Genomic DNA, 17451 nt, shown 5'->3' with positions numbered 1-17451 from the left:
ATGCTGGCAAAGCGAATCATTCCCTGTCTGGATGTGGACAAGGGCCGGGTCGTCAAGGGAAAGAAGTTCGAAGGGATCCAGGACGTGGCGGATCCGGTGGAACTGGGCAAATTCTACTCGGAACAATGCGCCGATGAACTGGTTTTCTACGACATCACCGCCTCCCATGAAAATCGGGACATCTTCCTTCACATCGTGGAAAAGGTGGCCGGCGCCATCCATATCCCCTTCACCATCGGCGGAGGGATCCGCAGCGTGGAGGATTTTCGCAAAGTCCTGTTGGCCGGTGCCGACAAGGTATCGGTGAATTCCGCCGCTGTGGCCAACCCCTCCCTCATTCGGGAAGGGGCCCTGCGCTTCGGTAGCCAGTGCGTGGTCCTCTCCATCGACGCCAAGAGAAACGGGTCCGGATCCTGGAACGTATACGTAAAAGGGGGCCGGGAAAACACCGGTCTGGATGCCATCCAGTGGGCCCTTCAGGGGCAGGAACTGGGTGCCGGAGAGATCTGCATCAACTCCATCGATGCAGACGGGGTCAAGGAAGGCTACGACATGGAGCTCAACCGCATCCTTTCACAACGCCTGACCATCCCCATCATCGCCTCCGGCGGTGCCGGAAAAAAAGAAGATTTTCTGGATGTGCTGGAAGCGGGCGCCGATGCTGCCCTGGCCGCCTCCGTCTTCCACTACAAGGAGATCCCCATCCCCGATTTGAAAGAATACCTTTACACCAACAAGATACCGGTAAGGAGATGTTTATAATGGATTTGAATCGATTGAAATTTGATGAAAAAGGCCTGATCCCCGCCATCGTTCAAGATGCGGCCACTTCCCAGGTATTGATGATGGCCTACATGAACCGGGAATCCCTGGAAAAGACTCTGGAAACGGGGACCACCTGGTTTTTCAGCAGAAGCCGGCAGGAATTGTGGAACAAGGGAGCCACCTCCGGCAACGTGCAGCAGGTGGTCTCCATGGACATGGATTGCGACGAAGACACCCTCCTGGTACGGGTCCTTCCCGCCGGACCCAGCTGCCACACGGGTGAAATCAGCTGTTTTTATCGGGGACTGGACGGGGAGCATCTGTCCTCTCCCAGACAGGACATGCTCCATGCCCTCTACCAGATCGTGGTGGACCGGAAAAACAACCCCAAGGAAGGATCCTATACCCAGTACCTCTTTGACAAGGGAGTGGACAAGATCCTGAAAAAGGTGGGGGAGGAAGCGGCAGAGACCATCATCGCCGCAAAGAACGATTCTCCGGAAGAACTGATCTACGAATCTTCCGATCTTCTCTATCACCTGATGGTGCTCCTGGTGGAACAGGGGGTGGCCTGGACGGACATTCTGGCCGAGTTGGAAAATCGCCACAAATAGCGGATTTTGAAGAAGAAACGGCAAAAGGGACCTTGTTTTTTACAACAGGGCCCCTTTTTTCTTTTGGTAGATCTCCAGGATCTGGTCGGAGTAGTTCCCGTCTTCGCCGTAGACATAGAGGTCTTCCTCCACGATCAGGCCCGGATTTCCCTCTTTGAGACCTTCCACCAGCATCATGTTGGCCGCCTTGCCCCTGGCCGGCTTGACCAGGATCAGCCGTTTCGGTTCCAGGCCGTTGTTGCGCATGGCGCAAAAGACGTCCACCATCCGGTGGGGCCGATGGACCAGGAAAAAACGGCCTTTCGTCTTCAACAGTCGTTTGGCGGCGGCAGTCACGTCCTGGATGTTGCAGTGAATCTCATGGCGGGCGATGGCTCGCTCCAAGCTTTCATTCTTCAGCCCTTCCTTGGGGGACATGTAGGGAGGATTGCTCACCACCACGTCGAAGGTGTTGGGCTCCATCTCCCTGGGAAGATCCTTGATGTCCCCTTCCAGTATTCGGATCCGATCTTCCAATCCGTTGAGGCGAACACTTCTTTGGGCCATGTCCGCCATCTGGGGCACCAGTTCCAGTCCGTATGCCATGGCCTGGTATTGGGCTGCCAGGAGAATGGGGATAATACCGCTTCCCGTGCCCAGGTCGGCCACCTTGCCGCCCTTCCTTGTTTTTTGCCCCGCCATCCAGGATAAAAGAACGGCATCCACCCCGTATCGGAAGGAGTTTTCCCCCTGGATCAATTTTAATCCACAGATATGAAGGTTATCCACTCTTTCCTGTTGAAAAACCGGTACTTTTTCCACGGTCGCCCCTTCTTTCCTTCGTGTTTCTGTTTACATATGGTATGTAACGTATGTTCGCCACCAAATATGGTGATCTATCCACATTTTCCGTCTTTTTGTGCACAGATTGTGGATAACTCAAGTGAATCATCCAAGGCTTTTCCACAAACAATAAGGATCTATCCACAAATTTTACCACACCTTGTGGATATGTGGGTAATTTGAAAAAATAAAAAAACCCCTATACAGAGGTTTTTTACTCATCTTACGCCGGTTGCGGAGCGTCTACCGGACAAACATCTGCACAAGCACCACAGTCGATGCACAGACTTCCGTCTATAACGTATATACCATCACCTTCGCTGATCGCGTCTACTGGGCATTCTGGTTCACAAGCACCACAAGAAATGCAGTCATCATTAATTACGTATGCCATTATTTTCACCTCCTCCAATGTGATTGGTTGACAAAGACATTATACAATATATCAATACAACATTAAACCACTTTTTTAACAATTTCACTGTTTGGGTCTTGGCTTCTTCTTGGGCCGTCGATCCCGCTTGTCTCTATTGGAAGCATCTTTTTTGGCGGTGTCCCTCTTTGGTGGGGCCTCCGGTTGATTTTTCTGCTTGGGACAATCGCCCGAACAAGCTTTGGGTGCTTGGATCTCTTCCAGATGATATTCCTTGAGTTCCGGCTCGTCTCCTCCATCCAGTTTCACCGTCACCGTCTCCCGAAGGACGTTGACCCGGAAAACCACACCATTGCCGTCTTCCGTTCCCACCTTCTGTCCCTGGGAGGGCAGCTTGTTGTTGATCTCTTCATAAAAATCCTGTTCATACTTCAAGCAGCACAAGAGTCTGCCGCAAATGCCGGATATTTTTGTCGGATTCAGGGACAAGTTTTGTTCCTTTGCCATCTTGATGGACACGGGCTGGAATTCTCCCAGCCATTTGGAACAGCAAAGTCCGATGCCGCAGGGACCCAAGCCCCCCAGCATTTTCGCTTCGTCCCGAACGCCGATCTGTCGCAGCTCGATCCGGATCTTGAAGATGGATGCCAGATCCTTGACCAGTTCCCGGAAATCCACCCGGCCTTCCGCCGTAAAATAAAAGATGACCTTGTTGTTGTCGAAGGTATATTCCACATCGATCAACTTCATCTCCAACTGGTGCTCCTCCACCTTCTTCTTGCAAACGACCATTGCCTCTTGGGCCTTCTCCAGGTTCCGTTCATAGGTTTTGTCGTCTTTTTCCGTCGCCTTGCGCAGCACCGGCTTGATGGGTGAAACCACCTGAGAGTCTTCGATCTCCTTTTTTTCCAATACCACTTGTCCGTATTCCAACCCCCGTGCCGTTTCCACGATCACGTTGTCGTCTAAAGCCAGGGACAATTCCCCCGGGCTGAAGTAATATATTTTACCAGCCTTTTTAAAACGTATTCCCACTACTTCGACCATAATCTGCCTCCTGTATTTTCAAAAGCAGGTTCTCCACCTGCAACGCCATATTCAAATTGCTCTTGATATTGTTCTGGAACTGAAGAATTGCCTCTATTATACCATTAATGGTGCCAATGGTTAAACCCTCACTTTTTTTGGCTTCTGCAGACGCCAGCATCCGGTTTCGAAAATAGATCAACAGGTAATCCGTCAGCTCGATGTCTCCGATGTGCTGCTTGGCGGCATAGGCTGTGATATCGAATATTTTGTCCAGATCTCCAAGGACCACCTGGTCCAAATGGGATACGATCTGCTGAAAATCCCGGGCCGTCTTTGGATCGTCCTTCAGCCGAAGGGCTTCTCCATACTTCCCCTGGGTCAGATCGTACAAGGCCTCCAGCTCTTCCCGGCTGGCAGACTCCCGCTGACTCCATTCTTTGGAGAACTGGGCAAAGGACATGGGTGCGAAATTCAAGATCTGGCAACGGGAAAGAATGGTGGGCAAGATGCTGCTTTTGCTGTTGGCAACAAGAATGAGGATGGTCCCCTCTTCCGGTTCCTCCAGTACCTTGAGCATGGCATTTTGCGCCGGGGCGCCCATGGTCTCCGCCTTGCGGAGGATGTAGACCTTCCGCTCCCCTTCGTATCCCTTGATGGCGATGTTGCGCTGCATTTGGCGGACCTGTTGGATCAGAACGGATTTCTTGTCCTCTTCCGGTTGGATGATGTGCAGGTCCGGATGATTTCCCTTGGTTATTTTCACACAGGAGGGGCAGATGCCGCAAGGCCGGTTTTCTTGGGCAGTACAAAAGATCCCCTGGGCAAAAGCCATGGCCATGTCCGTCTTTTGGATCCCGCTTGGTCCGCAAAAGAGGTAGGCGTGGCTGTAGCTTTTCTCCCGGATGCTTTTTTCCAGAAACTCCTTGTTCCATTCATTTCCGACGATGTGGTCAAACACGATCTTGTCCTCCAAGCTTTTTGATGTGATGGACGATCTCTCCGTGGATCTCCTCCACGGATCGTTGCCGATTGCCGTCCATGCAGTCGATCCGGTGCCATCCCTGCTCTCCGGCGATCCGGCATGCCGCCTCGTAGGCATGGAACAGGTGCTGGCGATTGCTTTCGTGGATGTCCTTCTCCTTTTCCTTGGTGATCTTGTTGGAACGCTCCCGGATCCGCTCCAGGCTGATCTCCGGTGGCAGATCCAGGAAAAAAACCACATCGGGCCGGGGTATTTCATAAAGGCGGTATTCGTAGTCCACCAGCCAGTCCAAAAATTCTTTCCGCTCTTTCAGGTCGGCGATCTTGCCTCCCTGGTGGATCATGTTGGAGGTGGTGAACCGGTCCGCCAGCACCCATCCGCCATCCATGTAAAAGGCCTCATACTCGGTTTTGTAGGAAGCATACCGATCCGCCGCAAAAAAAGTGGAAGACACATAAGGGCTGATGGCATCCGGGTCCGACCCGAAATCTCCCCGCAGATACATTTTTACCAAAGCGGAACTTTCCTTTTCATACCGGGGATAGGACAAATGCAGCACCGGTGTTTTTTCCCGGAGCAAATATTGGTGCAGCAGCCGGCTTTGGGTCTCTTTCCCGCTGCCGTCCACTCCTTCTATGACGATCAGTTTTCCCTTGCTCATATCATGCGTCCTCCTTGCAGACCTTGATCATTTCCTGTGCTTTCAGGCCCGTCACATCTGCCGTTTTATGCTTCTTCAAATACTCCACCGCTTCGGCTCCAATGATCTCTCCCGGGCAAACCAGGGGATCCCCGGCGGATAGGGGGTGATGAAATCGGCGCTGATCCTTCCCGCCGCCTGGGAAAGGGACACTTGCTCCCAGGGCGCCTCTTCGTAAAGCTCCATCACTTTCTTCCCCGGCTTCGGATAAGACAAGGCTTCTCCTCTTCCCATCCCGGTTTCTTCAGGAAGTTCCCTTCCAATCGATTTCAAGGTTTCCAGCAGGCGGATGTAGTCTTCCCGGATGGAACCGACGCCGGCCATGGCCAGTCCGGTCCTGCCATCCTCCCATTCCAGGTCGATCCCGTATGATTGGGACAGGATCCTGCCAAGCTCTTTCCGGTTCCCGCTGCAAAACCACAGCTTCAGAGGATCCCAGTTTTTCGTTTCCATGGCCCAACGGTCCCGAACCATGGGAAAGGGGCTGGTCTTCAATTCTTGACGCACCTCCCGATACATTTCTTCCAGCAGCTCCAGCTTGGCCCCTCCATATCGTTCCATCCACCCTACTGCCTGGGCAACAGAGATCAGTATGGGATAGGAGGGACTGCTGGTCTGGAGCATGGACAAATGGCGGCGGATCGCCTCCGGATCCACCCGTCGGGAGTTGATGTGCAGCAGGGCCCCCGGCGTCAGGGAGGAAAGGGTCTTGTGGGTGCTGTGGACCACCACGTCCCCTCCTGCATCCAAAGCGCTGACAGGCATGTTTTTCCCGAAGTGGAAATGGGCACCGTGGGCCTCGTCCACCAGGAGGATCATGGACCGCTGCCTGCACAGTGCCCCTATGGCTTCCAGGTCGTCGCAGGTCCCGTAATAGGACGGATAGGTGATCACCAGTCCTTTGGCATCCGGTGCCTCGTCCATGGCCTTTTTTACGGCTTTCGGGGTGATCCCCACGGGATACCCCAAGGCTCCCCCCATATCCGGTGATATGTAGACGGGAGAGATCCTCCCGTAGATAAATGCGCTGTAGACGCTCTTGTGGGCATTTCTAGGGATCAGGACCTGCTGGCCCGGCCGAAAGGTTGCCATGATGGCCGCCATGAGGGCGCTGGTGGCTCCATTGACCACGATCCTGCTTTCCAGACTTCCATAGATTCGGGCGATGTCTTGCTCCAATGCCAGTATTTCTTCCCGGGGATCGTTCAGGTTGTCCGTACCCGGAATTTCCGTGATGTCCCATGCTTCCCCATGGTATGGAAAAAAGGCCCTGCCTTTATGACCCGGCATGTGGAATTTGACATGGTCCCGTTTTTTTTGAATGTTTTCGATGAGTTTGCGATCCACTGGAAACCTCCATGATTTCATTTGCCAAAAGGTTTTTTTCTGTGATATAATTTCGTCCTGTCCCCCGTTTATGTCTGATTATACCTTCATGGTTCGGGGTAACAATACACTAACTAAAGGAAAGGAGTTTGGGTCATGTCGGATAGCTACGTCGTAATACTGGATGAAGAAAATTTCGAAAAAGAAGTCATTGCATCCAAAATTCCAGTGATGATCGATTTTTGGGCGGAGTGGTGTGGACCATGTCAACAGGTCATTCCCATTGTCAATGAATTGGCGCAGGAATTTGAAGGTGTTGTAAAAATCGCAAAGCTCAACGTGGACGAGAACCGTTCCATTGCCATGAAGTATCGTGTTATGAGCATTCCTACGATTTTATTCTTTAAAGATGGCGAAGAGGTAAGACGGGAAGTCGGCGCCAAGAGTAAAGAAGATTACATCCAATTATTGGATTCCCTAATCTAAATTTTTTAAAATAAAAGAGAGGACGTCCTCTCTTTTATTTTTTTCGCACCCGGATCATTTCCTTTTTCAGCTTCTCCACGAAAACATCCCCCAATTGCAGGATCACTTTCACGTCCCTTTTCTCCTGCTTCCAGCTGATGATGTATTTCTTCTTGTCCTTGATGCCGAAGATCGTAAAGTTCAGCTTTCGGCCGCTGAAGTCTTCCGCTTCATCAACGGTTCGAATGTCCGTGATCTGCTTCAAAGGAACGGCGGCAATGGGTCTTGCCGTGGCAAATATTGCCTTTTTGATGATCAGATTCTTGTCGGCCAGCTCCACTTCATACCAGGGCACCACTTTGCGTATGACGAAAAAGGTGATGGCCAGGCTGATGAACATGGCCACACCGGTCAGAAGGGACCGGGAATCGCCGCTGACCTTCTCCACCAGATAGGCATATCCATACTGGAAACCGATCAATAATGCCAACATCAACAGCAGCGATCGAAAGCTGGACGCTCCCCGTCGAATCGTTTCTTTTGCTTTTACTCCCATTGCCCATCCTCCAGTGATTTCTCATATTTTTTCACTTCTGTCTCATACAGGTTGTTTCCTGTTGCATCGATGACCACGATAGCGGGAAAATCCTCCACCACCAGTTTCCGAATGGCTTCCGCCCCCAGATCTGGGTAGGCCACCACCTCCGAAGCGATCACCGCTTTTTTCAGCAGTACGCCGGCTCCCCCAACGGCGCCAAAGTAGACCGCCTTGTTGCGGATCATGGCCGCTGTCACTTCTCCGCTTCGATCCCCTTTTCCGATCATGGCTGTCAACCCAAGATCCATCAGGGTGGGGGCATAGGCGTCCATTCGACCGGATGTGGTAGGGCCCACGGATCCAATGACCTCCCCCGGTTTTGCCGGACAGGGTCCTGCGTAGTATATGGTGGCTCCTTTGATGGGGATGGGAAGTTCCTTCCCCTCTTCCAGTTCCTCCAGCATTCGTTGGTGGGCCGCATCCCTGGCCGTATAGATGACCCCGCTGAGCCGTACCCGGTCCCCCGCCTTCAAGGCATCCACCGTATTTTCATCCAGGGGCAGTGTGATGACTTTATCCACGATCCTCTTCTCCTTTGATCACGATTTTTTCATGGCGGTTCACGTGACAGCACATGTTCACCGCCACCGGCAATCCGGCAATGTGGGTGGGATAGGTCTCCACTTGGACGCTGAGGACCGTATTTGCCCCTCCAAGGCCCATGGGACCGATACCCAGGCCATTTAACCGTTCCAGCAATTCCTCTTCCATTTGGTGGTAATAGGGGTCTGCATTGGGCTCTCCTGCATTCCGAACCAAGGCTTTTTTTGCCAGGATGGCGCTCATTTCCATGGTCCCGCCAATGCCCACTCCCACAAAGAAAGGCGGGCAGGCATTGGGCCCTGCCTGGCGGACGACGTCCACCACAAAATCAATGACCCCCTGCCTGCCGGCAGAAGGCTTGAGCATTCTCAGACCGCTCATGTTTTCGCTGCCAAATCCCTTTGCCGTCAAGATCATTTCCACGTCGTTTCCTTCCGTCAACTCCGTATGGATGACGGCGGGAGTGTTGTCCCCCGTATTTTTCCGGCGAAGGGGATCCTCCACGATGGAATTCCGGAAGTATCCCTCTTGGTAGGCTTCCCGGACCCCCTGGTGGATGGCCTCATTCAGGCCTCCCCCCGTGAGGCGGACGTCCTGGCCGATCCGCAGAAAAACCACAGCCATGCCCGTATCCTGGCAGATGGGGCTCTGGGATCCTGCAGCCAGCTTCATGTTCTCCAGAATGTCCCCCATGACGCCAATGCCGATGGGAGACACTTCGGTGGTTTGTGCCTTTTCCAGGGCTTGTTCCACATCGGGACCCAGCCGGCAATTGATGCGAAGAAAACCTTTTCGCACCTGTTCCTTAATCTCATCCACGTGTATTTTCATAAGCCTCCATCCTCGTTCTTCTTGATGACCTATTATATCATTTTTTGAAGGGCTTCGAAACACGGGCAATAAAAAAACCCCTTTCGGGGTCGGTGAATATCAATCCACTGGTTGAAAATCGTCCTTGGTCGCTCCACACAACGGGCAGACCCAATCGTCGGGAAGATCTGCAAACGCAGTCCCTGCCGCTACCCCATTGTCGGGATCTCCTTCTGCCGGATCATAAATATATCCGCAGATGATACATTCGTATTTTTGCATGTTATACCGCCTCCTAAATTTTATGATTTGATTCCATCACTATTTATTATATTACCCTCCAGGATCCGTTTTAATCCACATTTTTTTCAACCGGATCATTTCTTTGTGTCGACCCGTAGAAAAAACCAGCCGACGTGCTCCGGCTGGTTGATTTTATAATATTTTTTTCAAGAAAGCCTTGGTCCGCTCTTCCTTCGGGTCGTCAAAAAAGACTTTGGGATCTCCTTCTTCCACGATCCGGCCCTCGTCCATGAAAATGACCCGGGTCCCCACTTCCTTGGCAAATCCCATCTCATGGGTCACCACGATCATGGTCATGCCGTCTTCTGCCAGCTTCTTCATGACCTCCAGCACCTCGCCGACCAATTCCGGGTCCAGTGCCGAGGTGGGTTCGTCAAAGAGCATGATCTTTGGCTGCATGGCCAGGGCCCTGGCGATGGCCACCCGTTGCTGCTGTCCGCCGGAGAGCCGGGATGGGTATTCGTCCCGCTTGTCTTCCAAGCCCACCAATGCCAGCAGGGGCAGGGCGATCTTGCTGATCTCCTCCTCCTTTTGCTTGCGAACGACTTTGGGTGCGACGGTGATGTTCTCCAGCACCGTCAAGTGGGGAAACAGATTGAACCGCTGAAAGACCATCCCCAGTTCCGTACAAAGTTCCTGTACTTTTTCTGCAGGGATCTCCTTCAGGTCTTTTCCCATTTCCCGTTCGTCGGCCAATTCGCCGTCGATGTAGATCTTGCCGCTGGTGATCCTCTCCAGCTGGTTGAGGCATCGAAGCATGGTGCTCTTGCCGGAACCGCTGGGTCCGATGACGCAGACCACTTCCCCGGATTTGACCTCCAGATTGATGTCCTTGAGGACTTCCAGATCCCCGAAAGACTTATATACATTTTCCAGTTTAATCATACCGATCCGCTCCTAATCATAGATTGAGTACTTCTTTTCCACCTTGTCGAACAATACGGAGATGATAGTGGTGAAAAACAGGTACACCAAGGCGGCATAAATGTAATAAAACCATTGTCCCGTAGCATTGGTCATTTGACTGGTGGTACGAAGTGTATCAAACAATCCGATGGATGCCACCAGGGACGTATCTTTCAGCAGCATGATCAGTTCGTTTCCCACGGGAGGGATCAACCGCCGATAGGCCTGGGGAATGATGATGGTGAACATGGCCTGGTAATAACTCATGCCCAATGCCTTGGACGCCTCCATCTGGCCCTTGTCGATGGACTGAATGCCTGCGCGGAAGATCTCCGCCAGGTAGGCCGCCGAATTCAGGGAATAGGCCAGGGCCGCCGCCCCCATCAAAGGCAGGCGCAGCGGCGTGCCAAAAATATCCCTGGAAAACAAGGGGAATGCATAAACGACGATGAACAGCTGCATCAGCAGCGGCGTTCCCCGGAATGCCCAGATGTAGATCCAGGTGATCCCGTTTAAAAGCTTGCTCTTGGAGATCCTTCCCAATGCCAGGATGACTCCCAAAATGATTCCTGCGATGATGGCGACGATCGTCAGTTGCAGCGTAACGATGCTCCCGTTGAATAAGGCCACCACTTGCGGTTTCGTCAACAACGTAATCTTCCTTTCCAGCCATGATGACAATAAGCTTGTACGGTTCAATCCCATACAAGCTTATGGCATCACATGTATTGGTGTTACTCGATCACTCGCAACTCCGTATCGATGTTGGATGTGTAGTCGTCACCCAGCCATTCTTCGGAGATCTCTTTCAGCGTTCCGTTCTCCCGAAGGGTCGCCAGTGCGGCATCGATTTTTTCCTTCAATTCCGTGTCGTCCTTGCGGATGCATACGCCAATGGGTTCGTTGGTCAACTGGGCGGTGGAAATTTCGAAGTTGTCCGGATCCTTTGCCACGTACTCGATGGCCACAGGATAATCCACAACGATGTAATCCACGTATCCGGCGTTCATGGCGGTGAAGGTCTGTATGATCTCATCGTACTTGATCAGTTCGATGTCCATGTCTTCCATGTATTTTTGTACAGCCGTATCTGCCGTGGTTCCGATTTGTACGCCGACGTTTTTACCGTCCAGATCTTCCGGCTTGGTCACGGAAGTGTCTCCCGGTTTTACAACGATGACCTGTCCGTTGGACAAGTAAGGCTCGGAGAACAGGAATGTTTCCAAACGGGCGGGAGTGATGCTGACGGAAGAAATGATCACGTCATAGCTTTCCGTTTCCAGACCCTGGAATATTCCGTCCCATGCCGTGGAGATGAATTCCACTTCCATTCCCATCTCTTCACCAAGGGCTTTTGCCATGGCTACGTCGAATCCGACCAGCTCGTTGTTTTCATCCCGATATTCCATGGGCGGATAGCTGTCGTCCACGCCGATCGTCAAAACGTCGGCGCTTCCTCCTGTAGAACAGGACGCAAACAGCAATACTGCTGCAACCATAAGGATGGCCAATGCCATCGACTTCTTTTTCATGTTATTACCTCCCCAAATTTAATTCATGCATTTTCCCTTATGAATCGTGTTATTAGTTTTTTATTATAACACAAGAAAGAGAATAAATATACATTTTGCAAATTAAATTCGAGCAGTTTCCCGCAAATTTCGGATGTTTTCCGCCACATCCCCCTTGAAGGTAAAGGATCCTGCCACCAGGACGTTGGCCCCTGCCGCCACGGCTTTTTTCGCCGTTTCCAGGTTGATGCCTCCATCCACCTGGATGTCGATGGGCCGATGGGCGATCATCTTTTTCAAATCCCGGATCTTGTCGTAGCAGGCCGGAATGAAGGACTGTCCTCCATAACCGGGATTGACGGTCATCAGCAGCACCATGTCCACTTCATCCAGGACATAGCGTAAAGTCTCCAGGGATGTGGCCGGCGTCAGGGATACTCCCGCCTTCACGCCAAAAGACTGGATCAATTTCAAGGTCCGATGCAGATGGACCGTGGCTTCCTGATGGACCACGATCATGTCGGCACCGGCTTCTGCAAACCGGGGGATCAGCAGATCCGGGTTTTGGATCATGAGATGGACGTCAAAAAACAGGTCCGTTTTCCCCCGCAGCATTTTTATTTGATCCGGCCCAAAAGCGATGTTGGGCACAAAGTTGCCGTCCATGACGTCGATGTGGAGCATTTCCACCCGGCATTCTTCCACTTTTTTTATGTCTCGTTCCAGGTTTCCGAAATCCGCCCCCAATATGGACGGCGCTATTTTTACATCCATTCCGTGACCTCCTTGTGTATTTTCATGCATCCCTATTCCAGGGAAACCTTCTCCAGCTCGGTGAGGATCATCTCGTATGCCCTGACCCGGTCCGTTTCCCGGTACAGCGCTTCCAGGAATTCCGGCTTCTGGATCATGGCCACGATCCCCTGGAGCATGTGGAGCTGCAGATGGTTGTCTTTCAGAGCCAGGGTAAAAACGATATGGACCAACACGGTCCCGGTGGGATTTCCCATTTCCCGAAAAATCACCGGCTCTTTCAACAGGGACACGGAAAAGGACTCCTCCTTGACGTGGATCCCGTCCGTATGGGGCATGGCCACTCCCAAACCCATGGTGGGAAGCCCTGTGGGATAGATCTCCTCCCGCTGGACAACCCCCTGGGAAAAGGTTTCCGCCACCAGTCCCTGGTTTTTCATTCTCTCGGAAATACATTTCAAGAGACTTTTATCGTCGGGGGCGGTCAAACCCATGTATATCTGTTCTTTGGTAAAGGTTGCACCAAAAACGGCCAAGACCAAACCCTCCTTCTTGTATTTTCTACAGATCGATCTCTTCGATCTCTTCCTCGCTGATCACTTCTGCTATGGTGACGATCTGTTCCGTTTTGTCCAGTTTCATCAATCGGACGCCCTGGGTGCTTCGACCCATGACGGAGATCCCGGAGATCTCCAGGCGAATGACGATGCCCTGATTGTTGATCATCATGATCTCCTGCTCTTTTCTGCATACCATGATCCCTACGATGATGCCGGTCTTTGGCGTGATCTTGTAGGTTTGGATCCCTTTTCCGCCCCGGTTCTGGATGCGGTATTCCTCTGCACGGGTGATTTTTCCGTAGCCGTTTTCCGATACATTGAGGACAAACAGGTCTTCTTCCATCAAGTCCATGCCCACTACTTCGTCGTCATCCCGAAGGAAGATCCCCCGAACGCCGATGGCGGTTCTGCCGACGGAGCGGACATCCTGCTCGGAGAATCGGATGGCGTAGCCGTTTTTGGTCCCCATGATGATCTCCTTGGAACCGTCCGTCAATTTTACGGCGATCAGCTCGTCGTCGTCGTTGAGGTTGATGGCGATGAGTCCCGTTTTTCTGGAGCTGTCGTATTCCGTCAGGTCCGTTTTCTTGATGATGCCGTTTTTCGTGGCCATGAGCAGATACCAGTCGTCGGTGAATTCCTTGATGGGAATGACGGTGGTGACCTTCTCGTCGGGATCCAGCTGCAGGATGTTGACGATGGCCGTTCCTCTGGCGGTCCTGGACGCATCCGGGATCTCATAGGCTTTCAGACGATAGACTTTCCCTTTGTTGGTAAAGAAGAGGATGTAGTGATGGGTTGTCGTGGTGAAGAGGTGCTTCACGAAATCGTTGTCCCTGGTGGACAAGGCCGTGATACCCTTTCCCCCTCTTTTTTGAGCCGTGTAGGTATCGGCGGAGATCCGCTTGACATATCCCACATGGGTCATGGTGATCACCAGGTCTTCTTCTTCGATCAGGTCTTCCATGTTGATGTCGTCATAGTCCACTTCAAAAGCGGTCCGACGATCATCATTGTATTTATCGCGTATTTCCAGCATCTCTTCCTTGATGACTTCCAGCACTTTCAGCTCGCTTCCGAGGATGGCTTTCAACTCGGCGATGCGGATCTGGAGCTCATTGTATTCCGTTTCGATCTTTTCTCGTTCCAAACCGGTCAAACGTTGCAGCCGCATGTCCAAAATGGCCTGGGCCTGTTTTTCCGACAAGGCAAATTCCTGGATCAAGGCAATTTTGGCCTCTTCCCCGTTTTTCGATCCACGGATGATGGCGATGACCCGGTCGATGTTGTCCAGGGCGATGATGAGTCCTTCCAGGATATGGGCCCGGTCTTCCGCCTTTTTCAAGTCGAACTGGGTACGTCGTATGATGATCTCTTTCTGGTATTCGATGTATTTGGTCAAAATCTCTTTCAGTGTCATGACTTTGGGCTGGTTCTTGTCCAAGGCGAGAAGGATCACGCCAAAAGTTTCCTGAAGCTGGGTGTGTTTGTACAGCTGGTTCATGATGATCTCGGCGTTGACATCCCGTTTCAGGTCGATGGCCACCCGGATCCCGTTTCGGTCCGATTCGTCCCGGATGTCGGAGATCCCCTCGATCCTTTTCTCCTTGACCAGGTCCGCGATCTTTTCGATCATCTTGGATTTGTTGACCATGTATGGGATCTCGGTAATGATGATCCGCTGTCTGGAGGCGGAGATCTCTTCAAAATTCACTTTTGCCCGAACCTTGATCCGGCCCCTTCCCGTTCGATAGGCGGATTTGATGCCGTCTTTGCCCAGGATGGTTCCCCCCGTTGGAAAATCCGGTCCCTTGACAAAGTGCATCAATTCATCGATGGTGCAGTCCGGATTGTCGATCTGGTGGATGGTGGCATCGATGACCTCTCCCAAATTGTGGGGTGGGATGTTGGTGGCCATGCCGACGGCGATCCCGGAAGAACCGTTGACCAGCAGGTTGGGGTATCTGGACGGCAGTACGGATGGTTCTTTCTGGGTTTCGTCGAAGTTCAGTGTAAAATCAACGGTGTCCTTGTTGATATCCCTCAACAATTCCATGGCGATCTTGCTCATTTTCGCTTCCGTGTAACGCATGGCCGCGGCGCTGTCTCCGTCGATGGAACCAAAGTTTCCATGGCCGTTCACCAGGGGATAGCGGGTGGAAAATTCCTGTGCCATCCGCACCATGGCGTCGTATACGGCGGTGTCGCCGTGGGGATGATACTTACCCAAAACGTCTCCGACGATCCTTGCACTCTTACGAAATGCCTTGTCCGGGGTCATTCCCAGTTCGTTCATGGCAAACAGGATCCTCCGGTGTACCGGTTTCAGTCCATCCCTTACGTCTGGCAATGCCCTTCCGACGATGACGCTCATGGCGTAATCGATGTAGGATTTTTTCATTTCATCTTCTATGTTGATCGGCAGTACTTTGTTGTATTCTTCGCTCACCGGTATACCCTCCTATATGTCAAGGTTCTTCACCTTTTTCGCATTGCGTTCGATAAATTCTTTTCTTGGCTGTACTTTGTCTCCCATAAGGATCGTGAAGATCTCATCCGCCTGGATAGCGTCGTCTACGGTCACCTGCAGCAAGGTCCTGGTTTCCGGATTCATGGTGGTATCCCACAACTGTTCCGGGTTCATTTCACCCAAACCTTTGTATCGTTGCAGGCCGATGTTGTTGTCCCGACCCATTTCATCCATCAGGATGTTCAATTCCTTGTCGGAGTAAGCGTATTCCACTCTTTTTCCCTTTTGCACTTTATACAGGGGAGGCTGTGCGATGTAGATGTAGCCCGCATCCAGCAAGCCCCGCATGTAGCGGTAGAAAAAGGTCAGCAGCAGGGTTCGTATGTGGGCCCCGTCCACGTCGGCATCGGTCATGATGATGATCTTATGGTATCGGGCGGAATCCTTGTCAAAATCGTCTCCCACACCGCTTCCGAAGGCGGTGATCATGGAACGGATGGAATCCGTATTTAGGATCCGGTCCAAACGCGCTTTTTCCACGTTGAGGATCTTTCCCCGCAAGGGCAGGATGGCCTGGTTCTTGGGGTCCCGACCCTGTTTGGCGGAACCTCCGGCAGAATCTCCCTCCACGATGTAGATCTCGGAAAGGGCGGGATCCTTTTCCCGGCAGTCCGCCAGTTTTCCCGGCAGGGACGTATTGTCCAGGATGGATTTTCGCCGGGTCAGTTCCCTGGCTTTTCTGGCGGCATTTCTTGCCCGTGCTGCCGTCAGGGCTTTTTCGATGATTATTTTGGATTCATTGGGGTTTTCTTCAAGGAATGCATAAAAATGGTCGTTGACGATGCTTTCCACGATCCCCTTGACCTCCGTGTTGCCCAATTTCGTTTTTGTCTGTCCCTCAAACTGGGGATCCGTGATCTTCACGCTGACAATGCCCGTCAATCCTTCCCGGACGTCTTCTCCGGAAAGATTTTTATCGTTAGCTTTGAGGAAGTTGTATTTTTTTGCGTAGGTGTTAATGGTCCTGGTCAAGGCGCTCTTAAAACCGTTCAGGTGGGTCCCGCCCTCCGTGGTGTTGATATTGTTGGCGAAGGCATAGATGTTTTCAGAATATCCGTCCGTATACTGCATGGCGATGTCGATGATCACATCGTCCTTCACTTTTTCAAAGCCGATGACCGTATCGTGGATCGTGTCCTTGTTTTTGTTCAAATACTCCACAAAGGAGACGATCCCGCCGTCGTAGCAGTATTTTTCCGTTCTTTTTTCTTCCCGGTCGTCTTTTAAAACGATGGAGATCCCCTTGTTTAAAAAGGCCAGCTCCCGCAACCGGTGCTCCAGGATGTCGAAATCAAATTCCATTTCATCCGCCTCAAAAATCTGGGCATCCGGTTTGAAGCTGATGGTGGTTCCGGTCCGGTTGGTGTCCCCCACCTCTTTTAAATCATCCAGGGGTTTTCCCCTTTGGTAATTTTGCTCGTAAATGTGGCCGTTTTGCTTTACTTCCACTTTCAAACTTTCCGACAAGGCGTTGACAACGGATACACCTACTCCGTGCAATCCTCCGGATACCTTGTATCCGCCGCCGCCGAATTTTCCTCCGGCATGAAGCATGGTCAATGCCACTTCCACTGCCGATTTTTTATACTTGGGATGGATCCCGGTGGGGATCCCCCGTCCGTTGTCCACAACGGTAATGGAATTATCCTTGTTGATGGTCACTTTTATATTATCGCAATAACCTTGCAATGCTTCGTCAATGCTGTTGTCCACGATCTCGTACACCAGGTGGTGAAGCCCTCTGGAACCTGTGCTTCCGATGTACATCCCCGGTCTTTTTCGAACGGCTTCCAAACCTTCCAGTACCTGGATCTGTTCTGCTCCGTAATTCTCGCTCTGTGGCATGTTTCTGTCCTCCAGT

General features: G+C 51.9%; 20 protein-coding genes. 3 read left to right on the top strand and 17 right to left on the bottom strand.

Annotated elements, in window-relative coordinates; genetic code table 11:
• Both hisF and hisIE read left to right on the top strand, forming a co-directional pair.
• Positions 1–762 (top strand): imidazole glycerol phosphate synthase subunit HisF, encoded by a 762-nt coding sequence (gene hisF, locus J0B03_RS07105; protein ID WP_207298946.1) that lies wholly within the window; start codon positions 1–3, stop codon positions 760–762.
• The gene (gene hisIE, locus J0B03_RS07100) at positions 762–1379 is read left to right on the top strand and encodes a bifunctional phosphoribosyl-AMP cyclohydrolase/phosphoribosyl-ATP diphosphatase HisIE (RefSeq protein ID WP_207298945.1); all 618 of its coding nucleotides are present in this window, start codon (positions 762–764) and stop codon (positions 1377–1379) included. Before hisF ends, hisIE begins: the two co-directional genes overlap by 1 nt.
• Before the next feature lie 39 nt (positions 1380–1418).
• Here hisIE and J0B03_RS07095 read toward each other — a convergent pair whose 3' ends face one another.
• The 6 genes from J0B03_RS07095 to J0B03_RS07070 form a co-directional block, all read right to left on the bottom strand.
• Complete coding sequence (locus tag J0B03_RS07095) at positions 1419–2180, bottom strand: tRNA1(Val) (adenine(37)-N6)-methyltransferase (RefSeq protein WP_207298944.1); 762 nt, start codon at positions 2178–2180, stop codon at positions 1419–1421.
• A gap of 244 nt (positions 2181–2424) precedes the next feature.
• Complete coding sequence (gene fdxA / locus J0B03_RS07090) at positions 2425–2595, bottom strand: 4Fe-4S ferredoxin (RefSeq protein WP_207298943.1); 171 nt, start codon at positions 2593–2595, stop codon at positions 2425–2427.
• Positions 2596–2679: 84 nt separating this feature from the next.
• Positions 2680–3621 (bottom strand): PSP1 domain-containing protein, encoded by a 942-nt coding sequence (locus J0B03_RS07085; RefSeq protein ID WP_207298942.1) that lies wholly within the window; start codon positions 3619–3621, stop codon positions 2680–2682.
• Positions 3593–4561: a DNA polymerase III subunit delta' gene (gene holB / locus J0B03_RS07080; RefSeq protein WP_207298941.1), complete on the bottom strand. Its 969-nt coding sequence runs from the start codon at positions 4559–4561 to the stop codon at positions 3593–3595. Before holB ends, J0B03_RS07085 begins: the two co-directional genes overlap by 29 nt.
• Positions 4554–5246: a dTMP kinase gene (locus J0B03_RS07075; RefSeq protein ID WP_207298940.1), complete on the bottom strand. Its 693-nt coding sequence runs from the start codon at positions 5244–5246 to the stop codon at positions 4554–4556. The genes holB and J0B03_RS07075 overlap by 8 nt, the downstream gene beginning before the upstream one ends.
• 75 nt (positions 5247–5321) lie before the next feature.
• The gene (locus J0B03_RS07070) at positions 5322–6632 is read right to left on the bottom strand and encodes an aminotransferase class I/II-fold pyridoxal phosphate-dependent enzyme (RefSeq protein ID WP_207298939.1); all 1311 of its coding nucleotides are present in this window, start codon (positions 6630–6632) and stop codon (positions 5322–5324) included.
• A gap of 135 nt (positions 6633–6767) precedes the next feature.
• On the opposite strand from J0B03_RS07070, the gene trxA reads away from it, so the two are divergent.
• The gene (trxA, locus tag J0B03_RS07065) at positions 6768–7097 is read left to right on the top strand and encodes a thioredoxin (RefSeq protein ID WP_207298938.1); all 330 of its coding nucleotides are present in this window, start codon (positions 6768–6770) and stop codon (positions 7095–7097) included.
• A gap of 34 nt (positions 7098–7131) precedes the next feature.
• Here trxA and J0B03_RS07060 read toward each other — a convergent pair whose 3' ends face one another.
• The 11 genes from J0B03_RS07060 to gyrB form a co-directional block, all read right to left on the bottom strand.
• Positions 7132–7632 (bottom strand): hypothetical protein, encoded by a 501-nt coding sequence (locus J0B03_RS07060; RefSeq protein WP_207298937.1) that lies wholly within the window; start codon positions 7630–7632, stop codon positions 7132–7134.
• Entirely contained in the window at positions 7623–8195 is a 573-nt protein-coding gene (locus J0B03_RS07055) for a Fe-S-containing hydro-lyase (protein ID WP_207298936.1), read from the bottom strand. The genes J0B03_RS07060 and J0B03_RS07055 overlap by 10 nt, the downstream gene beginning before the upstream one ends.
• Positions 8188–9048 (bottom strand): fumarate hydratase, encoded by an 861-nt coding sequence (locus J0B03_RS07050; RefSeq protein WP_207298935.1) that lies wholly within the window; start codon positions 9046–9048, stop codon positions 8188–8190. Before J0B03_RS07050 ends, J0B03_RS07055 begins: the two co-directional genes overlap by 8 nt.
• Before the next feature lie 99 nt (positions 9049–9147).
• Positions 9148–9309: a rubredoxin gene (gene rd, locus J0B03_RS07045; RefSeq protein ID WP_207298934.1), complete on the bottom strand. Its 162-nt coding sequence runs from the start codon at positions 9307–9309 to the stop codon at positions 9148–9150.
• 153 nt (positions 9310–9462) lie between these two features.
• The gene (locus J0B03_RS07040) at positions 9463–10215 is read right to left on the bottom strand and encodes an amino acid ABC transporter ATP-binding protein (protein ID WP_207298933.1); all 753 of its coding nucleotides are present in this window, start codon (positions 10213–10215) and stop codon (positions 9463–9465) included.
• A 12-nt stretch (positions 10216–10227) separates the two neighbouring features.
• Positions 10228–10887, bottom strand: coding sequence for an amino acid ABC transporter permease (locus J0B03_RS07035; RefSeq protein WP_246798088.1), 660 nt, complete (start codon positions 10885–10887; stop codon positions 10228–10230).
• Positions 10888–10970: 83 nt separating this feature from the next.
• Positions 10971–11768 carry an ABC transporter substrate-binding protein gene (locus tag J0B03_RS07030; protein WP_207298931.1) on the bottom strand — a complete coding sequence of 266 codons (798 nt, stop codon included), beginning with the start codon at positions 11766–11768 and terminating at the stop codon, positions 10971–10973.
• A gap of 102 nt (positions 11769–11870) precedes the next feature.
• The gene (gene rpe / locus J0B03_RS07025; RefSeq protein WP_207298930.1) at positions 11871–12521 is read right to left on the bottom strand and encodes a ribulose-phosphate 3-epimerase; all 651 of its coding nucleotides are present in this window, start codon (positions 12519–12521) and stop codon (positions 11871–11873) included.
• Positions 12522–12553: 32 nt separating this feature from the next.
• Positions 12554–13036, bottom strand: coding sequence for a PTS sugar transporter subunit IIA (locus J0B03_RS07020; protein ID WP_207298929.1), 483 nt, complete (start codon positions 13034–13036; stop codon positions 12554–12556).
• A gap of 25 nt (positions 13037–13061) precedes the next feature.
• Entirely contained in the window at positions 13062–15509 is a 2448-nt protein-coding gene (gene gyrA, locus J0B03_RS07015; RefSeq protein ID WP_207298928.1) for a DNA gyrase subunit A, read from the bottom strand.
• A gap of 12 nt (positions 15510–15521) precedes the next feature.
• A complete protein-coding gene (gene gyrB, locus J0B03_RS07010; RefSeq protein WP_207298927.1) occupies positions 15522–17435 on the bottom strand; it encodes a DNA topoisomerase (ATP-hydrolyzing) subunit B in 1914 nt (637 codons plus the stop codon).
• Positions 17436–17451: the final 16 nt, after the last annotated feature.

Source organism: Alkalibacter rhizosphaerae, from assembly GCF_017352215.1.
Taxonomy (GTDB): Bacteria; Bacillota; Clostridia; order Eubacteriales; family Alkalibacteraceae; genus Alkalibacter; species Alkalibacter rhizosphaerae.
This window is presented reverse-complemented; position numbering and strand designations above follow the sequence as displayed.